This is a genomic window from Tardiphaga sp. 839_C3_N1_4 (assembly GCF_051811045.1).
Taxonomy (GTDB): Bacteria; Pseudomonadota; Alphaproteobacteria; order Rhizobiales; family Xanthobacteraceae; genus Tardiphaga.
Genome location: NZ_JBPWQD010000001.1, coordinates 2,155,859 through 2,181,894 on the forward strand (window position 1 = coordinate 2,155,859; position 26,036 = coordinate 2,181,894).

The 26,036-nt window shown below is 61.9% G+C and carries 20 protein-coding genes; 18 read left to right on the forward strand and 2 right to left on the reverse strand.

What is annotated here, in order from left to right; translation table 11 throughout:
• Positions 1 to 11 precede the first annotated feature (11 nt).
• From pqqA to AB8A38_RS10510, 15 genes are all read left to right on the forward strand, one after another.
• Complete coding sequence (pqqA, locus tag AB8A38_RS10440; RefSeq protein WP_089267584.1) at positions 12 to 92, forward strand: pyrroloquinoline quinone precursor peptide PqqA; 81 nt, start codon at positions 12 to 14, stop codon at positions 90 to 92.
• Between the two features lie 114 nt (positions 93 to 206).
• Entirely contained in the window at positions 207 to 1,136 is a 930-nt protein-coding gene (pqqB, locus tag AB8A38_RS10445; protein WP_439085924.1) for a pyrroloquinoline quinone biosynthesis protein PqqB, read from the forward strand.
• A 17-nt stretch (positions 1,137 to 1,153) separates the two neighbouring features.
• Positions 1,154 to 1,939, forward strand: coding sequence for a pyrroloquinoline-quinone synthase PqqC (gene pqqC / locus AB8A38_RS10450; protein WP_439085925.1), 786 nt, complete (start codon positions 1,154 to 1,156; stop codon positions 1,937 to 1,939).
• A gap of 10 nt (positions 1,940 to 1,949) precedes the next feature.
• On the forward strand, positions 1,950 to 2,270 hold the full coding sequence (gene pqqD / locus AB8A38_RS10455) for a pyrroloquinoline quinone biosynthesis peptide chaperone PqqD (RefSeq protein WP_315841231.1): 321 nt from the start codon (positions 1,950 to 1,952) through the stop codon (positions 2,268 to 2,270).
• Complete coding sequence (pqqE, locus tag AB8A38_RS10460) at positions 2,267 to 3,481, forward strand: pyrroloquinoline quinone biosynthesis protein PqqE (protein WP_439085926.1); 1,215 nt, start codon at positions 2,267 to 2,269, stop codon at positions 3,479 to 3,481. Before pqqD ends, pqqE begins: the two co-directional genes overlap by 4 nt.
• Entirely contained in the window at positions 3,471 to 4,448 is a 978-nt protein-coding gene (gene pip / locus AB8A38_RS10465) for a prolyl aminopeptidase (RefSeq protein WP_439085927.1), read from the forward strand. Before pqqE ends, pip begins: the two co-directional genes overlap by 11 nt.
• A gap of 10 nt (positions 4,449 to 4,458) precedes the next feature.
• Positions 4,459 to 5,127: a hypothetical protein gene (locus AB8A38_RS10470; protein ID WP_439085928.1), complete on the forward strand. Its 669-nt coding sequence runs from the start codon at positions 4,459 to 4,461 to the stop codon at positions 5,125 to 5,127.
• 253 nt (positions 5,128 to 5,380) lie between these two features.
• Positions 5,381 to 6,013 carry a hypothetical protein gene (locus AB8A38_RS10475; RefSeq protein WP_439085929.1) on the forward strand — a complete coding sequence of 211 codons (633 nt, stop codon included), beginning with the start codon at positions 5,381 to 5,383 and terminating at the stop codon, positions 6,011 to 6,013.
• 29 nt (positions 6,014 to 6,042) lie between these two features.
• Positions 6,043 to 6,495 (forward strand): DsrE family protein, encoded by a 453-nt coding sequence (locus AB8A38_RS10480; RefSeq protein ID WP_439085930.1) that lies wholly within the window; start codon positions 6,043 to 6,045, stop codon positions 6,493 to 6,495.
• Positions 6,496 to 6,872: 377 nt separating this feature from the next.
• On the forward strand, positions 6,873 to 9,725 hold the full coding sequence (locus AB8A38_RS10485) for a bifunctional transaldolase/phosoglucose isomerase (protein ID WP_439085931.1): 2,853 nt from the start codon (positions 6,873 to 6,875) through the stop codon (positions 9,723 to 9,725).
• 64 nt (positions 9,726 to 9,789) lie between these two features.
• Complete coding sequence (gene gnd, locus AB8A38_RS10490) at positions 9,790 to 10,818, forward strand: phosphogluconate dehydrogenase (NAD(+)-dependent, decarboxylating) (protein ID WP_439085932.1); 1,029 nt, start codon at positions 9,790 to 9,792, stop codon at positions 10,816 to 10,818.
• Positions 10,819 to 10,823: 5 nt separating this feature from the next.
• Positions 10,824 to 12,350 (forward strand): glucose-6-phosphate dehydrogenase, encoded by a 1,527-nt coding sequence (zwf, locus tag AB8A38_RS10495; RefSeq protein ID WP_439085933.1) that lies wholly within the window; start codon positions 10,824 to 10,826, stop codon positions 12,348 to 12,350.
• Between the two features lie 4 nt (positions 12,351 to 12,354).
• Entirely contained in the window at positions 12,355 to 13,095 is a 741-nt protein-coding gene (pgl, locus tag AB8A38_RS10500; protein WP_439085934.1) for a 6-phosphogluconolactonase, read from the forward strand.
• A gap of 40 nt (positions 13,096 to 13,135) precedes the next feature.
• Positions 13,136 to 13,615, forward strand: coding sequence for a gluconokinase (locus AB8A38_RS10505; RefSeq protein WP_439088494.1), 480 nt, complete (start codon positions 13,136 to 13,138; stop codon positions 13,613 to 13,615).
• 11 nt (positions 13,616 to 13,626) lie between these two features.
• Positions 13,627 to 14,439 carry an HAD family hydrolase gene (locus tag AB8A38_RS10510; protein WP_439085935.1) on the forward strand — a complete coding sequence of 271 codons (813 nt, stop codon included), beginning with the start codon at positions 13,627 to 13,629 and terminating at the stop codon, positions 14,437 to 14,439.
• A gap of 217 nt (positions 14,440 to 14,656) precedes the next feature.
• Here AB8A38_RS10510 and AB8A38_RS10515 read toward each other — a convergent pair whose 3' ends face one another.
• Both AB8A38_RS10515 and malQ read right to left on the reverse strand, forming a co-directional pair.
• Positions 14,657 to 16,456, reverse strand: a complete 1,800-nt coding sequence (locus tag AB8A38_RS10515; protein WP_439085936.1) for a glycoside hydrolase family 15 protein — start codon at positions 16,454 to 16,456, stop codon at positions 14,657 to 14,659.
• Between the two features lie 24 nt (positions 16,457 to 16,480).
• On the reverse strand, positions 16,481 to 18,433 hold the full coding sequence (malQ, locus tag AB8A38_RS10520) for a 4-alpha-glucanotransferase (protein WP_439085937.1): 1,953 nt from the start codon (positions 18,431 to 18,433) through the stop codon (positions 16,481 to 16,483).
• A 198-nt stretch (positions 18,434 to 18,631) separates the two neighbouring features.
• Between malQ and AB8A38_RS10525 the strand changes: the two genes are divergently transcribed.
• The 3 genes from AB8A38_RS10525 to glgB are packed head-to-tail and all read left to right on the forward strand — an operon-like array spanning position 18,632 to position 26,033.
• A complete protein-coding gene (locus AB8A38_RS10525) occupies positions 18,632 to 20,584 on the forward strand; it encodes an alpha-1,4-glucan--maltose-1-phosphate maltosyltransferase (RefSeq protein ID WP_439085938.1) in 1,953 nt (650 codons plus the stop codon).
• An 11-nt stretch (positions 20,585 to 20,595) separates the two neighbouring features.
• Positions 20,596 to 23,895, forward strand: coding sequence for a maltose alpha-D-glucosyltransferase (treS, locus tag AB8A38_RS10530; protein WP_439085939.1), 3,300 nt, complete (start codon positions 20,596 to 20,598; stop codon positions 23,893 to 23,895).
• Positions 23,892 to 26,033, forward strand: coding sequence for a 1,4-alpha-glucan branching protein GlgB (gene glgB / locus AB8A38_RS10535; protein ID WP_439085940.1), 2,142 nt, complete (start codon positions 23,892 to 23,894; stop codon positions 26,031 to 26,033). The genes treS and glgB overlap by 4 nt, the downstream gene beginning before the upstream one ends.
• The last annotated feature ends 3 nt before the right edge of the window (positions 26,034 to 26,036 follow it).

A 26,036-nucleotide genomic window follows, 5' to 3' on the forward strand; every position in this document is an offset into this window, starting at 1 on the left:
GGGAGAGAAATATGGCCTGGAAAGCACCTAAGATCGTCGAAGTTGCAGTCGGCATGGAAATCAACATGTACGCCTGCGCGGCGCGCAAGTAAGACTTGAGCTCAAGCTAAGTTTTGGGGGCGCCTTCGTTGACGACAGGCGCCCCGCGTCTTTTTACGAGACGCTAATTGGCATAAATTACAAATAGCCGGATTCAGGGCGATCTCATGTTGCGTGTTGTCGTTCTTGGAGCCGCGGCCGGCGGCGGTGTTCCGCAATGGAATTGCGGATGCCGGATTTGTCGCGCGGCGCGCAATGAGCGGCCAGACCTGCAGAGCGGTCAGGCCTCGATCGCGGTGTCGGCCGACAATGCCAACTGGTTCCTGATTAATGCCTCGCCCGACCTGCGACAACAGGTCACCGATACGCCCCAGCTTCATCCCCATCCCGATCATGTCAGACACTCGCCGATCGCAGGTGTGATCCTCACCAATGGCGAGGTCGATGCGGTGGCCGGGCTCTTGTCGATGCGGGAAGGTTCGCCATTTACAATCTATGCGCACACACGTGTGCTGGCGATCCTGAAAGCCAACAGCATCTTCAACGTGCTCTCGGACAAGAACGTGCGCCGCGAAGCCATCGGCATCGATACGTATTTTGAACCGAAGTTGCAGGATGGCGCGCCATCCGGCCTGGAGGTGCTGCCCTTCACCGTTCCCGGCAAGAGCGCGTGGTATCTCGAAGGCCAGGCGCATCCGGCGGGCGAAGATGGCGACGGCGATACGCTGGGTCTGCGGATCGCCGAGAAGGCCACCGGCAAGCATTTCTATTTCATCGCCGCCTGCGCGCGGGTGACGCCCGAACTGAAGACGCGCATCTCCGGCGCGCCGCTGGTGTTCTTCGACGGCACCGTATGGCGCGACGACGAACTCATCGCGGCGGGATTGGGCCAGAAGACCGGCCAGAGCATGGGGCATCTGTCGATGTCCGGCGCGGATGGCGCCATCAGTGAACTGGCCGATGCCGGCATCGCCAGAAAGTTTTTTCTACACATCAACAATTCGAACCCAGCGCTGCTGCATGATTCCACCGAGCGCGCCGCATTGACCACCGCCGGCTGGCAAATCCCCGGCAATGGCATGGAGATCACGCTGTGAACGCCCCAAGTGCAAGCATGATCGCTGCAAACACGATCGGCGACAACGCCATTTCCGCCTATTCGATTTCGCCAGGTGTGCCGCTGGACAATACCGCGCAACTCGAAGAGACGCTGCGCCATATCGGCGCGACGCGCTATCACAGCCTGCATCCGTTTCATAAGCTGCTGCATGGCGGCAAACTCAACAAGGGCCAGGTGCAGGCCTGGGCGCTGAACCGCTACTATTACCAGAGCACGATCCCCATCAAGGACGCGGTGGTGATCTCGCGCTTCCGCGACCGTGCGACACGCGTGGAATGGCGGCACCGGATCGAGGATCACGACGGTGATACCGGCGCAGAAGGCGGCATCGAGCGCTGGCTGAAGCTGACCGAAGGGCTCGGCCTCGACTCAGCCTATGTGGAATCCACCGAGGGCATTTTACCGGCGACGCGTTTTGCCGTGGAGGCCTATGTGCATTTCGTCCGCGACAGGACGCCGCTGGAGGCCATCGCCTCGTCGCTGACGGAACTGTTCGCACCCAACCTGCATGAGGAGCGCATCTCTGGCATGCTGAAGCATTATGACTTCGTCAATCCGGACATCATGAGCTATTTCAGCCGCCGCCTGACCCAGGCGCCGCGCGATGCCGGCTTCGCGCTGGATTACGTCAAGCAGCATGCCAACACCCCAGCGGAGCGCCGCGCGGTGTGCAATGCACTGATCTTCAAGACCAATGTGTTGTGGGTGCAGCTCGATGCGCTGTATCATGCCTATGTCGATGGCCATGTGCCGCCGGGCGCGTTCGTCCCGGCCAAGTAAGAAGGCAACGATGACGGAGTTGCGCAGCAATCGCCGGATCAGTGTCAGCGAGGCGAGCAAGCCGATCTTGCCGCGCCACGCCCGGCTGAAGTTCGACGAGACGCGCCAGCGCTGGGTGATCCTGGCGCCGGAGCGCGTGCTGGCGCCGGACGATATTGCCGTCGAAATCCTGCAGCTTTGCGATGGCGAACGCAGCGTCGCCGATATCATCGATCTCCTGGTCGCCAAATATGCCGCGCCGCGCGACGATATCGGCACCGATGTCGTGGCCATGCTGCAGGACCTCGCCGACAAGGGCTTTCTCACGCAAGCGCGGGAGAAGACATCATGAGCCCCACCCTCACCGACGCCAGTCCCGTCTTCACCGATCCCGCCGACAGTCTCGCGATCATGGAGCGCACGCGCTCGACTGCGGAGACATTCGGCATTCCCCTCGCCGTGCTGGCCGAACTCACCCATCGCTGCCCGCTGCAATGCCCATATTGCTCCAATCCGGTGGAACTCGATCGCGGCAGCACCGAGCTGACCACCGACGAATGGAAGAAGGTGCTGTCCGAGCTCGCCGAAATCGGCGTGCTGCAGATCCACTTCTCCGGCGGCGAGCCGACCGCGCGCAAGGACATCGTCGAGCTGGTCCAGCACGCGACGGATGTGGGCCTCTATTCCAATCTCATCACCTCGGCGGTGCTGCTGACGCGCGACAAGCTCTCCGCGCTCGCCGATGCCGGGCTATGCCATGTGCAGATCAGCTTCCAGGGCAATGAGCCCGTGGTGGCCGACCGCGTCGGCGGCTATCGCAATGGCCACGCGAAGAAGCTCGAAGTCGCCAAATGGACGCGCGAGCTCGATCTGCCGCTGACGGTGAACGCCGTGATGCACCGGCAGAACCTGCATCAGCTCGCCGACATCATCCAGATGGCGGTCGATCTCGACGCCGACCGGTTGGAGGTCGCGAATGTGCAGTATTACGGCTGGGCGCTGAAGAACCGCGCCGCCCTAATGCCGACCATCGATCAGATCGACGAGACCAGCCGCATTGTCGAGGATGCGCAAGTGCGCCTGAAAGGCATTCTCGATATCGACTATGTCGTCCCGGACTATTACGCGCTGCGCCCGAAGAAGTGCATGGGCGGCTGGGGCCGGCAGTTCTTCAACATCTCTCCGGCCGGCAAGATCCTGCCGTGCCATGCCGCCGAGACCATCACCGGGATGGAATTTGAATCCGTGCGCTCCAATCATTCGATCGCCTGGATCTGGCAGAACTCCGAAGCCTTCAACCGCTATCGCGGCACCGGCTGGATGCCCGAGCCGTGCCAGAGCTGCGCGTTCAAAGAAATCGACTTCGGCGGCTGCCGCTGCCAGGCCTTCGCGCTGACCGGCGATGCCGGCAATACCGACCCCGCCTGCACGTTGTCGCCTGTTCACGCCGAAATCTTCAAAATGGCAGAGACGGAATCCACTGAGGGCCGCGACCGTTTCATCTATCGCAACTTCAAAGGCGGCACGCTGGAGCCGGACGCGGACGACGTCCATGGCCGCTGATGTCCCTGCCCCGGCGAGCGCGGACCTGTTCGCGCCGCTGACCTCGGAACATCTCGATGTCGGCGACGGCCACGCAATCCATGTGGAGAGCGTCGGCCGCAGGGACGGCATTCCCGCGGTCTATCTGCATGGCGGCCCCGGCTCGGGCTGCCAGCCCGATCATCGCCGGCTGTTCGACCCGCAGCGCTTTCACACCGTTCTGTTCGATCAGCGCGGCGCCGGCCGCAGCAAGCCGAAAGGCAAGCGCGAAGCCAACACGCTGCCGCATCTGATTGCGGATATGGAAACGATCCGACAGACATTCGGCTTCGACAAATGGCTCGTGGTCGGCGGCTCCTGGGGGGCGACGCTGGCACTGGCCTATGCGCAGGCCCATCCGGATCGCGTGACCGGCATCGTGCTGCGCGCAACGTTTCTCGGCACGCGGGAAGAATTGCATGATGTCTTCAACGTCATGCTGCCGCGGCACTATCCCGGCCTGCATGGAGATTTTCTGAGCGTCCTTCCCGAAGCCGAGCGCACCGATCCGCTGCCGAACTTCTATCGCCGCATTCTCGATGCTGATCCGACCGTGCATGTCCCGGCGATCCGCGCCTGGGGCGGCACCGAAGCCATCCTGTCGGAAATCGCGCCGAAGCGCGCGCGGCTCGACCGTGCCGAACTCGGCAACACCACGCGGCCGATGCCGGCCACGCCGGCAATGGAAGCGCATTACTTCAAGCACGACTGCTTCATGCGGCCGCAGCAGCTCATGGAAGACGCCGGCAAACTCACCGGCATTCCCGGCGTCATCATTCAGGGCCGTTACGACTTCCTCTGCCCGCCCGCGACATCGCACGCCCTGGCCAGGCGCTGGACGAATGCCGAGGTGCGCATCGTTGAAAGCGCCGGTCACAGCCTGTATGACCCCGGCATGCGCGACGCGGTGATGAAGGCCATCGCCGATGTGGCGTCGAAATTGAAATAGGACTTCTGGAATGCCGATCAAAGGCACGGGAATGCTGATGACGTCGATGGATATCGACGCCAGCCATGAGCAGGAATTCAACGCGTGGTACGACCGCGAGCATCTCGCCGAGCGCGTCGCCATCGAGGGCTTCAATGAGGCGAGGCGCTATGTGGCCGTGAATGCCAGGCCGAAATATCTCGGCCTGTATTCGACCAGGACATTCGACGTCCTGGACAGCGAGGCCTATCGCACGGCGCTGGCGAACCAGACCAAGTGGTCGCTGACCAATATCGGCCGCTTCCAGAACATGCTGCGTTCGGTGGCGCGGATCACCGTCAGTCGCGGTCAGGGCCGCGGCGCGGCGCTCGGGCTGGTGCGCATCCGGCCACCCGCCGAAGGCGCTGACAAACTGCGCAGCGCCATCGAAGCGCAGCTCGATCCGGGCGATATCAACGGCATCATCTCGATGCATCTGATGGAGAGCGATCCCCGCCTCTCGAAGCCGCTCACCGACGATCCCGCCGCGCCCAATCCTGCGGCGCGCGACTGGTATGTGATGATCGACGGCACGGATGTCGAAGCCGTCGCTGCGACCATGAAGGGCCGCTTCACTGCGGCCATTGCAGCGGCAAAGGCAGAGCTGATTTCCGAGGGGACCTACCGGCTGATGTGGGACCTGGCGAAGAGCGATCTTTGATTCACGGTCGACGCGGCCTTTCTGAACCTCGCCCCGCTTGCGGGGAGAGGTCGGAGTCGGCGCGCAGCGACGGCTCCGGGTGAGGGGGAGTTAGAGGTGAAGCTCAGCAAAAGCCCCTCACCCCACCCTCTCCCCGCAAGTGCGGGGCGAGGGAGTGCATCGACCGCGCCCAGCGTCGATTGAACGCATCCCGCTTCTGACGCGACCAAGGTGAACTGGCCCGCACCGGGCCGCCTCACCTTGCGAGACGTCGATGACCATCCGTGCGCTGTCCCTTGTGGTTCTCACTGCCGCTTTGATCATGAGCGGCCCGCTGGCTCGTGCCGAGGACGAGCCGGCCAAGGTCGATGCGGTGAAGGCAGCCGAATTCAACAAGCGCATGTTTGGCGGCCCGCTGGGTCCGAAGCTGACCTATGCCTGCTTCGTCCGGCGTTACGACGCCGAGCATCTGGCACGGCATCCCAAACAGAAGGTCAGCACCATGAAGCTGCTGGTCGTCGCCGGGCATCCGCCTGAAGAAAGCTACACGCCCTACTCGTTTCGGCTCGGATTCAAATATCACCATCGCAAAGGCGACTGGGATTCCAGCGGCTCCTGCGGCCAGATCCAGGACACCGACAAGGGCCAGGAAGTGAAATTCGCATGTAGTGTCGATTGCGATGGCGGCGGCATTGCGATCGGCCTGGCCAAAGACATCGACGCAACGCTGGTCCGCGTCGAGCGCGTACGCATCTGGCAGAACAGCAAGCCCGATGAAGAACCCGGCACCGACGCGCTCACCGGCGGCGAGGACGACAAGATTTTCCGGCTCGACCGCACGGACCTGAAGGAGTGTGAATCGTTGATCACGGACCGCAAGGAACTCGCGGCGATGCGCAGCAAGTGAGCGTGATTGACGCCAAATCGGAGCGAACCATGAATCGACGCAGCCTATTGTGGACCGCCCTGTCGTCGGTCGGCGCGGGACTATTGGCATCGCGAGCGAATGCCGTGACGGCCGACGAGAAGCCGCCCGCCAAGCTCAAGGTGGTCTATCATCTCGCCGATGCCGACCGGGTGAATTTCGCCCTCGGCAATATCCAGAATCATTTCGACGGCGTCGGCGGCCCCGACAACGTTACCATCGCGCTGGTCGTGCTCGGCCCGGCGCTGAAGTCATTTGCCCGGGCTTCCGCCAATCCCGACATTACCGCGCGGATCGGTAAATTCGCCAAGACCGGCCTGCAACTGGCCGCCTGCAGCAACACCATGAAGGCGCAGGATGTGACGCTGGACGGCCTGCTGCCGGGCTTCACCATCGCCGACCGCGGCGGTGTGGTCAAAATCGCAGAGCTGCAGTCGCAGGGCTATCTGTATATCCGGCCTTAGGCATCGCTTCGGACGAGCATGTTGGAAATTAGAACTCGTCATGCCCGGGCTTGACCCGGGCATCCATCTTTATGTCCGCTGGAGGAAGTTGGATGGCCGGGTCAAGCCCGGCCATGACGCGGAGAGGTTCGCGATCCGTATCTCACTGCACCGCAGTCGCCCGCGCGAATACCCCACAAAACCGACGCACAAAATTTACACAATCGTCATTTCACGCACCGTTCTGGCCAAACACGGAATTGCGATCCGGCTCCCACGACCAGAATGGAACCGTTCGGCTTGCCATGCGTATGGGTTTGGGGCGATCATTGGAACCGGGCCGCGGACGTTTCGCGCGGCGATCGGCCTTTTGATAATTGTAAGCAGAACAAGGCATCATGAATCCCGTCAAAGCACTCGAATCCCATGGTCAGGCCGTCTGGCTGGACTTCCTCGCCCGCGGCTTCGTCGCCAAAGGCGACCTCAAGAAGCTGATCGACACCGACGCCGTGAAAGGCGTGACGTCGAACCCGGCGATCTTCGAGAAGGCGATCGGAAGTTCGGACGAATATGATGCCCCGATTGCCGAGGCGCTGAAGTCAGGCGACAAGTCGCCTGCCGACCTGTTCGAGCACATTGCCGTCGAGGATATCCAGCACGCCGCCGATGTGCTGAAGCCGGTCTATGACAAGATGAAGGGCGACGATGGCTTTGTCAGCCTCGAAGTCTCGCCCTATCTCGCCAATGACACCAAGGGCACGGTCACCGAGGCCGAGCGCCTGTGGGCAAGCGTCAAGCGCCCGAACCTGATGGTGAAGGTGCCGGCGACGCCGGAGGGCCTGCCCGCGATCCAGCAACTGATCGGCGAAGGCATCAGCATCAATGTGACGCTGCTGTTCGCGCAGAAGACCTATGTCGAGGTCGCCGAAGCCTATCTGAGCGGTCTCGAAAAGTATGTCGCCGGGGGCGGCGATCCCTCGCATGTGGCGAGCGTCGCCTCGTTCTTTGTCAGCCGTATCGACGCACAGGTCGACAAGCAGCTCGACGACAGGATCGCCAAGGCCAATGATCCCTCGGAGAAGGCGCGGCTCAAGGACCTCAAGGGCAAAGTCGCCATCGCCAATGCGAAACTCGCCTATCAGGAATACCTGAAACTGTTCGCCGGCCCGCGCTGGGGAAAACTCGAGGCCAAAGGCGCCAAACCGCAGCGCCTGCTCTGGGCCTCCACCGGCGTGAAGAGCAAGGACTATCGCGACACGCTCTATGTGGAAGAGCTGATCGGCAAGAACACCGTCAACACCGTGCCACCCGCCACGCTGGACGCCTTCCGCGACCACGGCGAAGTGCGCGACAGCCTCGAAGAGAATGTCGAGGACGCGAAGAAGGTGCTGGCTGATCTCGCCAAGACCGGCATTTCGCTGGACAAGATCACCACCGAACTGGTGATCGACGGCGTCAAGCTGTTCGCCGATGCGGCCGACAAGCTGTATGGCGCGGTGGCGCACAAGCGCGCGACGTCGCTGGGTAACGGGATCGGATCGCAGAAGCTGGCACTCGGCGACGGCATCACCAAGAAGGTCGCAACCTCCACCGAAGAGTGGCGCGGTTCGGCGAAGATCCGCCGGCTCTGGCACAAGGACAAATCGGTCTGGACCGGCGCCGATGAAGACAAGTGGCTGGGCTGGCTGAACAGCGCTTCTGCCGAGAAGGCCAAGCTCGCTGATTATGCCGACTTCGCCACATGGGTGAAGGCGCAGGGATTCACCGACGCCGTGGTGCTCGGCATGGGCGGCTCGAGCCTCGGGCCGGAAGTGCTGGCGCAGACTTTTGCGAAGGTCTCGGGCTTCCCGAAATTGCATGTGCTGGATTCGACCGATCCCGCACAGGTGGCGGCCATGGGCAAAGCCGTGAAGATCGCCTCGACGCTGTTCATCGTCTCCAGCAAGTCCGGCGGCACCACCGAGCCGAATGTGATGAAGAACTATTTCTTCGACGAGGTGACCAAGGCGGTCGGCGCCGACAAGGCCGGTTCGCACTTTGTCGCCGTCACCGATCCCGGCTCGTCGCTGGAGAAGGTCGCGAAGACGCAAAAGTTTGCCCGCATCTTCCATGGCGATCCGACCATCGGCGGCCGCTACTCGGTGCTGTCGCCGTTCGGCCTCGTGCCGGCCGCTGCGGCGGGTGTCGATCTTACCAAACTGCTGGATCTGACGCTGTCGATGGTCCGCTCCTGCGGACCCGACGTGCCGCCCGCTGAAAATCCCGGCGTGCAGCTCGGCCTCGCCATGGGCAATGCCGGGCTCGATGGCCGCGACAAGGTCACCATCCTCTCATCGAAGAAAATCGCCGATTTCGGCGCATGGGCCGAACAGCTCATCGCCGAATCCACCGGCAAGGATGGCAAGGGGTTGATTCCGATCGATGGCGAAACGCTTGGCGAGCCCTCCGTCTATGGCACGGATCGGTTCTTCATCGACCTGCGCACATCGGGCGAGGACGACAAGGTACATGACGACAAGCTCGCGGCGCTGGAGAAAGCCGGTCATCCCGTTGCGCGCATCGTGATGCCGTCCATCGACCATCTCGGCCAGGAATTCTTCCGCTTCGAGATCGCGACGGCCGTTGCCGGCTCCATACTCGGCATCAATCCGTTCAACCAGCCGGATGTGGAAGCCGCCAAGATCAAGACACGCGAGCTGACACAAGCGTTCGAGAAGACCGGTTCGCTGCCGCCGGAGACGCCGGTGGTGTCGTCGAAAGAGGCCGATCTCTATACGGACGACAGCAATGCCGAACTGCTGAAGAAGGCCGGCGCCGATGGCGATCTGACCTCGTGGCTAAAGGCGCATTTCCGCCGCGTGACGCCCGGCGACTACATCGCCCTGCTCGCTTATGTCGAACGCGACGGCGCGCATATCGACACGCTGCAGCAGATGCGGATGGCGGTGCGTGACAAGAAGAAGGTGGCAACCTGCGCCGAATTCGGACCGCGCTTCCTGCATTCCACCGGCCAGGCCTATAAAGGCGGGCCGGATACCGGTGTATTCCTGCAGATCACCGCGGACGATGCCAAGGATCTCGCCATTCCCGATTACCGCGCCTCGTTCGGTGTCATCAAGGCGGCACAGGCGCGTGGTGACTTCGGCGTGCTGACCGATCGCAACCGCCGCGCCTTGCGCGTCCATCTCAAGGGCGATCTCAAGGCCGGACTTGCTGTTCTCGACAAGGCGATTACTGCCGCATTGAACTAAACGACGACCCGCATGGCCCGGACATTGCTTCGGGTCATGCGCAATTAATAAAGGACATCACACAATGCAGCTCGGCATGATCGGTCTCGGCCGAATGGGCGGAAATATTGTCCGCCGCCTGATGAAGAACGGTCACACCGCCGTCGTCTATGACAAGGACGCCAAAGCCGTCAGAGGCCTCGCCTCCGAAGGCGCCACCGGCGGATCGTCGCTGGAAGATTTCGTCAAGAAGCTCGACAAGCCGCGCGCGGTCTGGGTGATGCTGCCCGCCGGCAAGATCACCGAGACCACCATCGATGCGCTGACCAGGCTGCTGGAGCCCGGCGACACCATCATCGATGGCGGCAACACGTTCTGGCAGGACGATGTCCGCCGCGGCCAGGCGCTGAAGGAAAAGGGCCTGTTCTATATCGACGTCGGCACATCCGGCGGCGTCTGGGGCTTTGAGCGCGGCTATTGCATGATGATCGGCGGCGACAAGGAAGTGGTCGACCGTCTCGATCCGATCTTCAAGACACTGGCGCCGGGGATCGGCGACATCCCGCGCACGCCGGGCCGCGATAACAGCGATCCTCGCGTCGAGAACGGTTACATCCATGCGGGCCCGGTCGGCGCCGGGCATTTCGTCAAGATGGTCCATAACGGCATCGAATACGGATTGATGCAGGCCTATGCCGAAGGCTTCGACATCATGAAGAATGCCAATATCGAGGCGCTGCCGGAAGCGCATCGCTTCGATCTCAATTTGCCTGACATCGCCGAAGTCTGGCGCCGCGGCAGCGTGATCCCGTCATGGCTGCTCGACCTCACCTCCATGGCGCTCGCCAAGAACGAGACGCTCGATACCTATTCCGGCTTCGTCGAGGATTCCGGCGAAGGCCGCTGGACGGTGAATGCCGCCATCGACGAGGCTGTCCCCGCCGAGGTTCTGACTGCTGCGCTGTTTGCGCGGTTTCGCTCCCGCAAGGAGCACACATTTGCAGAGAAGATTCTATCCGCGATGCGCGCCGGTTTCGGCGGCCACAAAGAGCCTGATCAGCATCCGGATCCAAAACGGCAGGACGCGCCTGATATCATCAAACCAAAGGCGTAGCCCGCATGACCGAGATACAAGCTCCAGGCCCTGCCAAATCCAAGAAGAAGCCAGATCCTTGCGCATTCGTGATCTTCGGCGTCACCGGCGATCTCGCCCACCGGCTGGTCATCGCGGCGCTGTATAATCTGCAGGCGGCCGATCTTCTGCCGGAGAAGTTCTGCGTCGTCGGCATCGCCCGCAAGGACATGACTGGCGCGGAACTCCGCGACGACCTGATGAAGGGCCTGAAGCAATATGCGACGCGCCCGGTTGATGACGCCATCGCGCAGAAGCTGCTCAATTGCGTCACCTGCATCGAGGCCGATCCAAGCGAGCCGGAATCCTTCGATCGCATGCGCGAACAGCTCGACAAACTCGAGGAAGCGCGCGGCACCGGGGGCAATCGCCTGTTCTATCTAGCAACGCCGCCGTCCGCCTTCGCGCCGATCGCGCGCCAGCTCGGCCGCACCGGCATGCTGAAGGAGAACGGCTCCTGGCGTCGCCTCGTGGTCGAGAAGCCGTTCGGCACGGACCTCGAATCCGCGAAGAAGCTGAACAACGAACTGCTCGGCCTGATGAACGAGCAGCAGATCTACCGGATCGATCACTATCTCGGCAAGGAGACGGTGCAGAACATCCTGGTGCTGCGCTTTGCAAATGGCATGTTCGAGCCGATCTGGAATCGCAACCATATCGATCACGTGCAAATTACCGTGGACGAGAAACTCGGCGTCGGCCATCGCGGCTCGTTCTACGACGCCACAGGTGCGCTGCGCGACATGGTACCGAACCATCTGTTTCAATTGCTATCGCTGGTCGCGATGGAGCCCCCCGCGCGGTTTGAGGCCAATGCGGTTCGCTCCGAGAAGGCGGAAGTGCTCGCCGCCGTCACCACGCAGACCGAGGCCGAAGCACTGCAGAATTCGGTGCGCGCGCAATATGTCGCCGGCCATGTCGGCGATGCCGACATTGGTGATTATCTGAAGACCAAGGACGTCAAGGAGGGTAGCACCACCGAGACTTATGCAGCGATGAAGCTGTCGATCGACAACTGGCGCTGGGCCGGCGTTCCCTTCTATCTGCGTACCGGCAAGGCACTCGGCATCAAGCGCACCGAAGTCGCGATCAAGTTCAAGCAGGCCCCCTTCGCCATGTTCCGCGATATGTCGGTGGAAAGTCTCGCCGAGAACTTCCTCGTCATCGCCGTGGAGCCGAACGAAGGCATCTCACTGAAGTTCAACACCAAGGTGCCCGGTCCGGCCGTGGAGATCGACGGCGTCGAGATGAAGTTCCGCTACAAGGACTACTTCCAGGCTGCACCAGCCACGGGCTACGAGACGCTGATCTATGACTGCATGATCGGCGACAACATCCTGTTCCAGCGCGCCGACAGCGTGGAAGCCGGCTGGCGCGCCGTGCAGCCGTTCCTCGATGCCTGGAAGAAGGCCGGCAAGGATGGGCTGAAGACCTACAACGCCGGCAGCGAAGGTCCCGAGGAAGCCAACGACCTGCTCAAGCGCGACGGTCGTAGCTGGCGCGTGCTGAGCTGACGCCATGACAGCGCCCAATCGCCATATCGTCGTGGTCGAGGATGCAGTGGCCCTCGCCGAGGCCGCGGCCGAACGTCTCGTCGAGCGCATCGAGGCCAATCCCGGCCGCATCGCCATCTGCATGACCGGCGGATCGAGCCCGAAGCGTCTCTATGAACTTCTCGCCACCGAGCCTTACCGCAGCGAAATCCCCTGGGATCGCGTGCACTGGTTCATCGGCGACGACCGCTTCGTACCGTCAGGCGATCCACTCAACAACATGAGCATGGCGCGCACTGCATTTCTGGATGCATGCGCACCACTTGCGAATGTGCACCCGATCAAGACCCACGCGGCCAATCCGGATGAAGCCGCCGCGCTCTATACGCGCGATCTGCAGTCTTTCTACGGCACCGACAAGCTCAATAAAGCCAAACCGCTGTTCGATCTGGTGTTGCTCGGCGTCGGCCCCGACGGCCACGTGGCGTCGCTATTTCCAAGCTATCCCGCCATCGCGGTGACAGATCGCTGGGTGGTCGGCGTGCCCGAAGCGCATGTGAAGCCGTTCGTGCCGCGCGTCAGCCTGACGTTGCCGGCACTGGCCTCAAGCCGCGAGATGCTGTTCCTGATGAGCGGCGAGGACAAGCGCGCGATCCTGACGCGCGTGCTGAAGGGCGAGGATCTGCCAGCCAATCGCGCGCGGTCGGACGGCGAAACCGTGTGGCTGTGCGACAAGGCCGCCCTCCCGGACGACGCGCGTGGCTGACACCGTGCCCAAAACTATAGTACCCAAGGCTCTGGTGGTGATGGGCGTCTCGAGCTCGGGCAAGAGTTCGATCGGAAAGGCCTTGGCGGATCGTCTCGGTTGGCGTTTCGCTGATGGCGATGATTTTCATCCGCCGGCGAATATCGAGAAGCAGCGTGCCGGCCAGCCGCTCACCGACGACGATCGCTGGCCCTGGCTGCAGAGCATTGCCGACGAAATCGACCGCGTCACCACGTCTGGCGAGAAAATCGTGGTTGCCTGTTCTGCGCTCAAGCGCGCCTATCGTGATCTGCTGTTGCACGGCCGCGACGACATCCGCATCGTCTATCTCGACGGCTCCAGGGAGCTGATCGCCAAGCGCATGGCGGCGCGAAAGAATCATTTCATGCCGCCGACGCTGCTCGACAGCCAGTTCAAGACGCTGGAAGTCCCCGGCCGTGTCGAGCGCCCGATCAAGGTGTCCATCGATGACGATGTCGACGGCATCGTCTCCGCCATCATCAAACAACTGCCGGCCTGAAGGATCAGACCATGACCAAGATCGCTCTCGTGGTGTCCGATGTCGACGGTACACTCGTCACCCACGACAAACGCCTCACCGACACGGCCAAGGCGGCCGTGAAGAAACTGGAAGACGCCGGCATCGGCTTCACGATCACGTCGAGCCGCCCGCCCGTCGGCATGCGCTTCCTGGTGAAGCCGCTGGGGATCACGCTGCCGATCGGCCCGTTCAACGGCAGCTCAATGGTGGACGGCGACCTCAATCCCATCGTGCAGCACCTGATCCCAGAGGCCGCCACCAAGCGCGCCATCGAAGTATTGGAAGACCACGGCGTCGATATCTGGATTTTCACCAATGACGAATGGGTGATCAAACGCGACGACGGCAAATATGTGCCGCATGAGCGCGACACCATCCAGCATGAGGCCGTGATGGTGGATGACTTCTCGCCCTATCTCGCCAAGGCCTGCAAGATCGTCGGTGCGAGCGCCGACTTCCCGCTGCTGGAACGCTGCGAGGGCGTCATGCAGAAGGCGCTGGGCGATACGGCTGTCGCCGTGCGCTCGCAGAACTATTATCTCGATATCACGCCACCTGACCAGAACAAGGGCACCTTCGTGCAGGCAATGGCGCAGCGGCTGGGCATCTCCCTTGAAGCCATCGCCACCATCGGCGACATGCGCAACGACCTGCCGATGTTCAAGGTGTCGGGCATGTCGATCGCCATGGGCAATGCGAGCGACGATGTGAAATCGCAGGCGACGGATGTGACGACATCGAATGAGGAGGAAGGTTTTGCGGGAGCGGTGGAGATGATTTTGAAGAGGAATGCGGGGGGATAAATAAAACGCCGCCGTTAATGGCCTCCCTCCCCCAAGCGTAGCGCAGTGGGGTCTGGCGGACGAATTCGTCCGCCATGGGTCGGCCGATAGGCCGGGGTGGGGTCTATCAGCAGGCGACAGAGTTTTATGGACACACCCCACCCGTCTGGCCTTCGGCCAGCCACCCTCCCCACTGCGCCCGGCTACGCCGCGCTTGAGGGAGGGAAAAGAAAGAGCCCTACTTCGCCCGCTCCACCTTCTTTTCCTGCGGGCGCTTGGCGCTCGCCAGATTATGCGCCACGGCGATCAGCGCGATATGGGTCAGCGCCTGCGGGAAGTTACCGGTCTGGCGTTTGACGCCGCTGTCATATTCCTCCGCCAGCAGGCCGACATCATTGGCGATCGCGACGACGCGATTGAAGAGTTCTTCCGCCTTGGCGATCTCGCCCATCTTGATATAGGCCTCGGCCAGCCACAGGCTGCAGGCGAGAAACGCGCCCTCGGCTGGCTGCGCCTCGCCGGTGACCCCGCGCGGATCGTGGCGCAACACGAAACCGTCGCGTATCAGATATTTCTCGACCGCAGCGATCGTGCCCTTCACGCGAGGATCGTCGGCCGGAAGAAAGCCCAGAGCCGGCAGCAACAGAATGGCGCCGTCGAGCACGTCCGAGCCATAGGATTCCACGAAGGTGTTTTCGCGGGGATCGAACCCCTTCTCGCAGACGTCGCGGTGAATCTCCTTGCGCAGCTCCTTCCATTTGTCGACGGGGCCTTTGAGATTAAAGGTCTCGGCGCTCTTGATGGCGCGGTCGAACGCAACCCAGCAGCCGACTTTCGAGAGCACATAGTGCTTGCCGGGGCCGCGGAGCTCCCAGATGCCGTGATCGGGCTTGTTCCAGACCGAGGCGAGATGTTCGAGAATCGCGCATTCGACCGCCCAGGTGTCGCCATCGAGTTCTAGTTTGGCGACGCGGGTCTGATGGAAGGCATCGATCAGTTCGCCATAGACGTCGAGCTGCAATTGCGCATGCGCGGCATTGCCGACGCGCACCGGCAGCGCGCCGCCATAGCCGGGCAACCAGTCGGCCTCCCATTCGAGCAGGCGGCGCTGGCCCATGATGCCGTACATGATCTGCATCTCGGCCGGTGCGCCGGCGACGGCGCGCAGCAGCCAGCGATGCCAGGCGCGCGCCTCATCCGTGTAGCCGCTGTTCATCAGCACCAGCAGCGTGAGGGTCGCATCGCGCAGCCAGCAGAAGCGATAGTCCCAGTTTCTGGAGCCGCCGAGCTTTTCAGGCAGCGACGTGGTCGGCGCCGCGACGATGCCGCCGGACGGCGCATAGATCAGCGCCTTCAGCGTGATCAGCGAGCGCATCACGAGATCGCGGTGCTCGCCTTTGTAGGTGCAGCGGCTGCTCCATTCCTTCCAGAATTCCTCGGTGTCCTTCAGCGCCTCGTAGACATTGATCGGCGCAGGCACTTTGAGATGCGACGGTCCGTAGGTCAGCACGAACGGGATATTGTCGCCCTGTTTGACTTCGAATTTCGCGACGGTCGTGAGGTTCTCGCCATGGGTCTCGACCGGCGTATGCAGCACGGTCATGTCGGGCCCGCAAATCGCCAGCACTCCGCCATCCTTGTCGCGCTTCACCCACGGGATGGCCGCGCCGAATCCGAAGCGGATAATCAGTTCCATGCGGACCGTCACCGTGCCGCGATCGCCGCGGACGATGCGCACAACGTCGGAGGCGGCGCCGCGCGGCGGCATGAAGTCGATCAACGTGATGGCGCCGCCGTCGGTCTCCAGCGTGGTTTCCAGGATGAGGGAGTCGCCGCGATAGCGCCGTTTGCATGCCGTGATCGGAGCGTCGGGCGTGATTTGCCAGCGGCCGTGATCCTTGGTGCCGAGCAGCGCCGTAAAACAGGCGTCGGAATCGAAGGCCGGCCAGCACAGCCAGTCGATCGATCCGTTGCGGTTGACGAGAGCGGCGGTCTCACAATCGCCGATCAGCGCGTAATCTTCGATATTGCTGTACAATGTCTTTCCGCCACCTGACAAAATTTACGTCAATGCGGACAAACTCCTGTCCGCGGTTGCAATGTGCAGCGCGTCACGATCGATCGACGTGGCCATGGTCTCCACCGTGGCCGGCAGCCTCTGCCGCCAGTTCGGATGTTCATTGATGGTGCCAGGAATATTCGGCTGATCAATCACACCCAACAGGTCTTCCAACGCGACGGCCAGCAAACGGGTCCGCGTGCGCGCGAGAAAGTGAGCGACGGCGTAGAAGTCTTCGGTATTGATGCCCTGCGCCCGCAGCGCCTCGCCGAGCTTCTGCAGCGCATAGCGGCGGGCATCGTCGCTCTCGCCGGGATCAATGCCCAGCGAGCGTTTCAGCTGCAGATCGTGCAGGCTGCGCCAGCCGGCATAGGTCGGCAGATCATGGGTGTTGAAGGTCACCAGCGCATTCGGTGCGTAATAATCAACGCCCCTGAACGCATAGCGTTCGTCGCGTTCGAACATCATCACCAGATACGACCAGATACCCCAGGATGCGAGATGATCGCGGAAGCCGTCCGGCACGGTACCGAGGTCCTCACCGATCACCACGCAGCGATTGGCGACGCTCTCCTGCGCCGTCACGGCGAGCAATGCTTCCAGCGGCATCTTTACATAGGCGCCGTTATCAGCGTCGTAGCCGTGCGGCACGACGTAGAGGCGATTGAGACCGAGCACGTGATCGAGCCTGATGGCGCCGGCATAGCGCATCGAGGCACGCAGCATGTCCTTGAACGGCGCGAAGCCCTGCACTTCGAGGCCTGCGGCGTTGAAGCCCGCGAGACCCCAGTTCTGTCCGGCGGGCTGCAGCCCATCAGGCGGCGCACCGACGGAGAGATGACGCGAGATCGCGATCTGCTCGTTCCAGGCATCGAAGCCGCCGGACTGCACGCCGACGGCGACGTCCAGATAGAGGCCGACGGGCATGCCAAGCTTCGTGGTCAGATCGAAACACGCCTTGAGCTGCAGGTCAGCATTCCACTGCACATATTCGATATAAGCGACTTCCTTGCCGTCCGGCCCGGCGCGGAAAGCCTCGCAGGTCGCATCATCGGGCAACAGCCATTCCGACGGCCAGTCCCACCACGCGGTCTGGTGCTGATGGCGCAGTACTTCGAAACAGGCAAAGCGCGTCAGCAGTGGCGCGCGTTCGGCGCGGAAGGCGGCAAAGGCTTTCTGACGCTCGGAAGTCGGATCGGCACAAAATGTCTCAAAGGCGGCAAGCATCGCTGCCGACTTCGTCGCAGCGATATCGACATAATCGACGAACTTGCTGGCGCGCAGATCGGCAAGCCTGTTGCCGCTGTCACCTGCGGCATATTCGGGCAGCGCCTCGACGTCGATATAAAGCGGGTTAAGAAACAGCCGGCTGTTCGGCGAATAAGGGCTGCATTCGGCCGGCCGGTCATCGAATAGCGCATGCAGCGGATTGAGACCGACGCCGCCGGCGCCGATATCGGCGGCCAGTCTGATCAGGTCCTGCAGGTCGGTGAAATCGCCGATGCCCCAGTTGCGCTCGGAGCGCACGCCGTAGAGCTGCACGGCGAGAATCCAGGAGCGTTCGAAGGTGCCGGGAAAGGCCTTCGACGGTGCCACGATGAAGGGCGCTTCATCCGGGAATTTCCTGGCGTCGACCAGCCTGAGCCTGTGCACACCGACCGGCAGATCGCGCGGCCAAGTGATCTCGCGCCCCTCCGTCGTTCCCTCGGCGATAACCTTAACCCCGTCGAGAATTTTCCAGGTCAGGGGAAACGTGGCAGCCTCATTGAGAACCGTGCGGGCGCCCTCGCCGGCCCGGACCACGACCGGGCTCTCGACGAACCGATGCGGCGTGCGCACCGGCATGGCGTCCAGAATGATCTTCAGGGCGGCTTCGCTGGTCGTATGCCACTGGCCCTGACCGTCATGAAAACCGGTCTGGATTCCGAGTTCGGCAGCTTTGGTGAAAAGGTCCATTCGGCACGCTGTTTGCAGAGCAACAATCGAAAGTTGCTGGGAAATTTCTGAATTTGCGGAAGAGGATAGCCGATTTCAACGCGTCGATCTAAGCTGAGTTCCATGGGGAACCAAACCCCTGTCACGGGGCTTTGTATATGATCGCACCGTCTCTTTTTGAAAAATCGAACAGGGACGACACCTCATGATGGCATCACCGTGAACAGAACATCCCAAATCGTGGACACCGCCGGTATCGGCGGGGCTTTCCATATCGAAAACATCTATCCGATCATCGACGCTGGCCGCTTCCCGGTCAAACGCATCGTGGGCGAACCCGTCTCGGTCTATGCCGACCTGTATCGCGATGGTCACGAGATCATCGCCGCGGCCATCGTCTGGCGCCGTGAGCAGGACCGCGAGTGGAATCGGGTCCCGATGACGCTGGAGGTCAACGACCGCTGGGGCGGCTCGTTCATTCCCGATGGCATTGGACGCTATGTGTATGCCATCGAGGCCTGGACCGACGAATTCGCGACCTGGCGCCACGGCTTCGAACTGAAGCTGAAGGCTGGACAGGATGTCACGCTGGATGCGCTGGAAGGCGCCGGCCTGATGACCAAGGCGCAGAATGGCGGCCCAGAGGCTTCGACGCTCATCGTCAAGCAATGCGAGAATTTTCTGCAGACCGGCGACAATGAGCCGCTGCTGTCACCTGAACTGCGCACCGCCATGGCCGAGGCCCAGTTACGCCCGGACCTGACGCGCTCGCCTTTGCTGCCGCTGATGATCGACCGTGAACGTGCCCGCAACGGCGCGTGGTACGAGATGGTGCCGCGCAGCCAGAGCACGGTGCCCGGCCAGCACGGCACGTTCCGCGATTGCATCGCCCGCCTGCCTGACGTGCAGGCCATGGGCTTCGACGTGCTGTATTTCACGCCGATCCACCCCATCGGCAAGACCAACCGCAAGGGCAAGAACAATTCACTGACCTCCGAGCCGGGCGATGTTGGCAGCCCCTATGCCATTGGCGGGGCCGAGGGCGGCCATGACGCATTGCATCCGCAACTCGGCACCATGGAGGATTTCCATGCGCTGATCGCTGCGTGCAAGGAGCACGGTCTGGAAGTCGCGATCGACGTGGCCGTGCAGTGCTCGCCGGATCATCCGTGGGTCAAGGAGCATCCGGACTGGTTCAAGCGCCGGCCGGACGGGTCGATGAAATATGCGGAGAACCCGCCGAAGAAATACGAAGATATCCATAATCCCGACTTCGATTGCGAGGATGCGGGATCGCTGTGGAACGCGCTCCGCGACATGCTGCTGTTCTGGTGCGATCAGGGCGTCAAGATCTTCCGCATCGACAATCCGCACACCAAGCCGCTGCGGTTCTGGGAATGGGCGATCCATGAGGTGCAGATCAGGCATCCGGACGCGCTGTTTCTGGCGGAGGCCTTTACGCGTCCGAAGCTGATGAAGGGCCTCGCCAAGCTCGGCTTCTCGCAGAGCTACAGCTATTTCACCTGGCGCACCGCGAAGTGGGAGATCGAGCAGTATCTCAACGAGCTATGCGGCTATCCCGAGCGCGAATTCTATCGCCCGAACTTCTTCGTCAACACGCCGGACATCCTGCCCTATCACCTGCAATCCGGCGAAGCCTGGATGTTCAAGGCGCGGGTGGCGCTGGCGGCCGCGTTGTCGTCGACCTACGGCATCTATAACGGCTTCGAACTGCTCGAACACGAGCCGATCCCGGGCAAGGAAGAATATCTGAACTCCGAGAAATACGAGATCAGGACTCGCGACTGGAACGCGCCGGGCAATATCAAACCCTACATAACCGCGCTGAACCATGCGCGCCGCGCCAACACGGCGCTGCAGCAGACGTCAAACCTGCGCTTCATGCCGGTCGACAACGACAACATCATCGGCTTCGTGAAGCAGTCGGTCGACGGCACCAATACGGTCGCCGGCGCCATCGCGCTGTCGCGCGATCCCTATGAATTCTGGCTGCCGATCGACACGCAAGTCACGGTCGATGGCGAGAAACGCAACGTCGCCGCCGTCGAAAACATCATCACCGGCGAGCGCCATGGCGTCGAATGGGGCGGCATCCGCCTGCGTCTCGACCCCCAGCGCGATCCCGCCGTCTTCTTCCGTTGCCTCGCCTGAAAGCGTCACCAATGAACGTCATGACCGAAATCGACGCGAAAACGAAACAGCGCGCAGAGGAGATCGACAAGCTCTGGTACAAGGACGCCATCATCTATCAGCTGCATGTGAAGACCTTCGCTGACAGCAACCATGACGGCATCGGCGACTTTATCGGCCTGACCGAGAAGCTGGACTACCTGCAGGACCTCGGCGTCACCACCATTTGGCTGATGCCGTTCTATCCGTCGCCTGGCCGCGACGACGGCTACGACATAGCCGACTATGGTTCGATCCATCCCGACTTCGGCACGATGAAGGACTTCAAGCGCTTCATCCATGAAGCCAAGCGCCGCGGTTTGCGTGTGATTACCGAACTCGTCATCAATCACACCTCGGACCAGCACGACTGGTTCAAACGCGCCCGCCGCAGCCCGGCAGGCTCATCCGCCCGCAACTGGTATGTCTGGAGCGACACCGACCAGAAATATCAAAGCACCCGGATCATCTTCACCGATACCGAAAAGTCGAACTGGACCTGGGATCCGGAGGCCAAGGCCTATTACTGGCACCGCTTCTTCTCGCATCAGCCGGATCTGAATTTCGACAATCCACGCGTCGTCTCCGCCGTGGTACAGGTAATGAAACGCTGGCTGGATGCCGGCGTCGATGGATTCCGTCTGGACGCGATCCCCTATCTTGTCGAGCGCGACGGCACCAATAACGAGAACCTGCCGGAGACGCACAAGGTCATCAAACATCTGCGCGCCGAGCTCGACGCCTATGCGCCGGGCAAGCTGCTGCTCGCGGAGGCCAATCAGTGGCCGGAGGACGTGCAGGAATATTTCGGCAACAGCGACGAATGCCACATGGCATATCACTTCCCGCTGATGCCGCGCATCTATATGGCGCTGGCGCAGGAGGACCGCTTCCCGATCACCGACATCATGCGGCAGACGCCGGACATTCCGGGCGACTGCCAATGGGCGATGTTCCTGCGCAATCACGACGAGCTGACGCTGGAAATGGTCACCGACGTCGAGCGCGACTATCTGTGGTCGACCTATGCCAACGATCCGCGCGCGCGCATCAATGTCGGCATTCGCCGTCGCCTGGCGCCCTTGATGGACAACGACCGCCGCAAGATCGAGCTGCTGGATTCACTGTTGCTGTCGTTCCCCGGCACGCCGATCATCTATTACGGCGACGAGATCGGCATGGGCGACAATATCTATCTCGGCGACCGCAACGGCGTACGCACACCGATGCAATGGGCACCGGACCGCAATGGCGGCTTCTCGCGCGCCGATCCCGCGCGGCTCTATGCACCGCCGATCATGGATCCGATCTACGGCTACGAGTCCGTGAACGTGGAGGCGCAGTCGCGCAGCCTGTCGTCACTGCTGTCGGCGACCAAGCGGCTCATTGCTGTCAGGAAATCGACGCTGGCTTTCGGCCGCGGCACCATGACCTTCATCCGCCCCGACAACCGCTCCGTTCTCGCTTATGTGCGCCAGCTCGGCGACGAAGCGATCCTCTGTGTCGCCAACCTGTCGCGCGCAGCGCAGGCCACCGAACTCGATCTGTCGCCGTGGAAGGAACGCGTGCCACTGGAAATGCTCGGCCGCACCAAATTTCCGCCGATCGGCGATCTGCCTTACATGATTACGCTGGCGCCTTACGGCTTCTACTGGTTCCAGCTGCAGCTCCGCGATGTCTCCGAACATTCGCAGCCGCCGGTGGTGCCAGAATTCGAAACGCTGGTGGTGCCGCTTGGTTCGACCTGGATGACTCTCGCCCGTACGCGCGGCGTGTTCGAGCGCGACGTGCTGCCTTCCTTCCTGGCACGCAGCCGCTGGTATCCGGAGCGACAGCCAAAGGCGATCCAGCCCGTACTCACCGGCGCGATTCCGTTCTGCGAGATCGGCGACAACCGTCCATGGCTGGTGTTTTTTCAGACCACGCAGCGCAATGTGGCGACGCGCTATCTGCTGCCCATGCAGATCGAGTGGACCCGCTTCGACCGCGAACGCTACAATCCGAAAGCCTTTGCCGCGGTTCGTCAGGGCGCGCGCGAAGGTACCCTGCTCGACGTCGCCACCGACCACATCTTCATTGCGCTGCTGCTGCACAATCTGCGCACATCGCTGACGGTCGAGGAAGAAGGCAATCGCCTTGAGTTCCGGCCGACCACGAAGCTTGCCGAAAAGCCTGCTGCCTCGCTCGAGAATATCCGTGCGGTGGAAACCGAGCAGTCCAACAGCACCGCTCTGGTCGATAACGACTATGTGGTGAAGATCTATCGCAAGCTGCAGGCCGGCATCAATCCGGAGATAGAGGTCAGCCGCTTCCTGACCGACATCGCCGGCTTCACCAACACGCCGGCTCTGCTTGGCAGCGTCGAACTGGTCGAGGGTGATCAACGCAGCGCCGTCGCCATCGTGCATGCCTTCGTCCAGAATCAGGGCGATGCCTGGACGGTGACATCGGCCTATCTCGACCGTTTCGCCGATGAGCAGCGCCTGCTGGCGGTGGATGACCACGCCCCGCACAGTGAAGAGCAGGTGCCGTATCTGCTCTATATGTCGCAGACCGGCCGCCGCGTCGCCGAGATGCAGATGGCGCTGGCCAGCCGCGACGACATCCCGGATTTCAAGCCGGAGCCGACGTCGCCTGACGACATCAAACTGTGGATCAGCGAAATCGTCACGCGCGCCGAGCCGGTATTCAGTGCGCTCGCCCAACGTCGCAATGCTGCAAAGGATTCGGATCGCGCACTGATCGACCAGGTGCTGGAACTGCGCCACGGCTTGCGGGGGTGGCTGACCGAGCTGCTGCCGGAGAATATCGATGGACTGAAGATCCGCCATCACGGAGATTTCCATCTCGGCCAGATGCTGATCGTCAAGGATGATATCTTCATCATCGACTTCGAGGGTGAACCGCGCAGGCCGATCGATGAGCGCCGCCGCAAGGCGCCCGCTGCACGTGATATCGCCGGGCTCATTCGCTCGATCGATTATTCCGCAACGGCAGCGCTGGAACGGGCGCTCAAGGTCACTTCGGACGAAACCGGCAAGCTGGCTGCCGCACTGGACGCCTGGCGGGAACGTGCCACCATGGCATTCGTTGACGCCTATCGCGAGACCATGACGGATGTGCGGCTGTGGCCGGCAGACGCGGGGGCCACCAAAGAAATGCTGAACTTCTTCCTTCTGGAGAAGGCGCTTTATGAAATCGAATACGAACTCGCGCATCGGCCAGATTGGCTGCGGGTGCCACTGACTGGCATTCTGCGCATTCTGAACCAGTATTCTGAGGAAGCCGTATGACCAATTTGCCCGCCGAGGCTTACGCAATCGTCGAAGGCCGCCACTCCGATCCATTTCACTATCTCGGCCCCCACAAGGAAGCCGACAAGACGGTCGTGCGTGCTTTCCTGCCGGAAGCTGTGAAGGTCGATGCCATCGATGATCACGGAGCGACGACCGCATTGGAGCGTGTGCATGATGCCGGGCTGTTCGTCGGCGCGCTGGCCAATGGCTCGACTAAATATCAATTGCGTGCGCGCTATGGCGACAGATCCGTCGATCTTGAGGACCCCTATCGTTTTCCGCCGATCCTGACTGAATTCGATCTCTATCTGCTCGGTGAAGGTACCCATCAGCGGCTCTACGACAAGCTCGGCGCCCATCCGATGGTGCTTGAAGGCGTCAGCGGCGTCGGCTTCGTCGTGCTTGCACCCAATGCAAGGCGTGTCAGCGTGGTCGGTGATTTCAATTTCTGGGACGCGCGGCGTCATCCTATGCGCGTGCGCGGCCCCGGCTACTGGGAGCTGTTCATCCCAGGCGCGACGCCCGGCGATCACTACAAGTTCGATATCATCGGCCCGCATGGACAGTTGACGCAGAAATCCGACCCGATGGCCTTCGCCGCCGAACTGCGGCCCTCCACGGCGTCGATCGTGCTCGACGAAACCAGGATCCCGCAACCGCGCCCTGCCCCAGATCACATCAATGCGCTGAACAAGCCGATGTCGATCTATGAGGTGCATCTGGGCTCGTGGCGCCGCAAGGGTGACAATGAATGGCTGACCTATCGCGACCTCGCGGAGACGCTGCCGCGCTATGCTCGCGATCTCGGATTCACCCATGTGGAGTTCCTGCCCGTCAACGAACATCCGTTTGACGGCTCGTGGGGCTATCAGCCGACCGGCATGTATGCGCCGACCAGCCGCTTCGGTACGCCGGCAGAATTCGCGTTGCTGATCGACGCCTGTCATGCTGAGGGGCTCGGCGTGCTGCTCGACTGGGTGCCCGGGCACTTCCCCGACGATCCGCATGGCCTCGGCAATTTCGACGGCACTGCCCTTTATGAACATGCCAACCCGCTGCAGGGCCGGCACATGGACTGGGGCACGCTGATCTACAACTACGGGCGCACGGAGGTGGTGAACTTCCTGGTGTCCAATGCGCTGTTCTGGCTCGAGCGCTACAATGTGGATGGGCTGCGCGTCGATGCCGTGGCCTCGATGCTGTATCTCGATTACAGCCGCGAAGCCGGCGCCTGGATTCCGAACAAATATGGTGGCCGCGAGAATATCGAGGCCGTCAGCTTCCTGCGCCGCTTCAACACCGAAGTCTTCGCCAAATTTCCAAATGCGACCACTGCAGCGGAGGAATCCACTGCATGGCCGCAAGTATCGCGTCCCGTCGAATTCGGCGGACTGGGATTCGGCTACAAGTGGAACATGGGCTGGATGCATGACACGCTGAATTACATCAGCAAGGATCCGATCTATCGCCGCTTCCAGCACGGCGACATTCTGTTCGGGCTGCAATACGCCTTCTCGGAAAATTTCGTGTTGCCGCTATCGCATGACGAAGTCGTGCACGGCAAAAAATCGATCCTTGGCCGCATGCCCGGCGACGACTGGCAACGGTTCGCCAATCTGCGTGCGTATTACGCCTTCATGTTCGGACATCCCGGCAAGAAGCTGATGTTCATGGGCTGCGAATTTGCCCAAGAGCGTGAATGGAATCACGACACGTCGCTGGACTGGCACCTGCTGGGGCAGGACAAGCATGCCGGAATTCATTCGCTGATCCGCGATCTCAACGAGCTGTATCGCAACCAGCCGGCACTGCATGAACTCGATTGCGATCCCGCCGGCTTCGAATGGATGATCACCGACGATGCCGGCAACAACGTCTTCGCCTGGCTGCGCAAGGGCGCTAACCCGCGGACGCAGTGCCTCGTGGTCGTGAACTTCTCACCGAACGTCTATCGTGATTACCGCGTTCGCGTGCCGTTCACCGGCACCTGGCGCGAGGTTCTGAATTCCGACGCCGCGCATTATGGCGGCAGCAATGTCGGCAATTCGGGCGAAGTCATTGCCAAGGGGCTTGTCCCCGAACTCAGTCTGACCCTTCCACCGCTGGCCGCACTCTTTCTCGTACCGGAATTCTAGAGC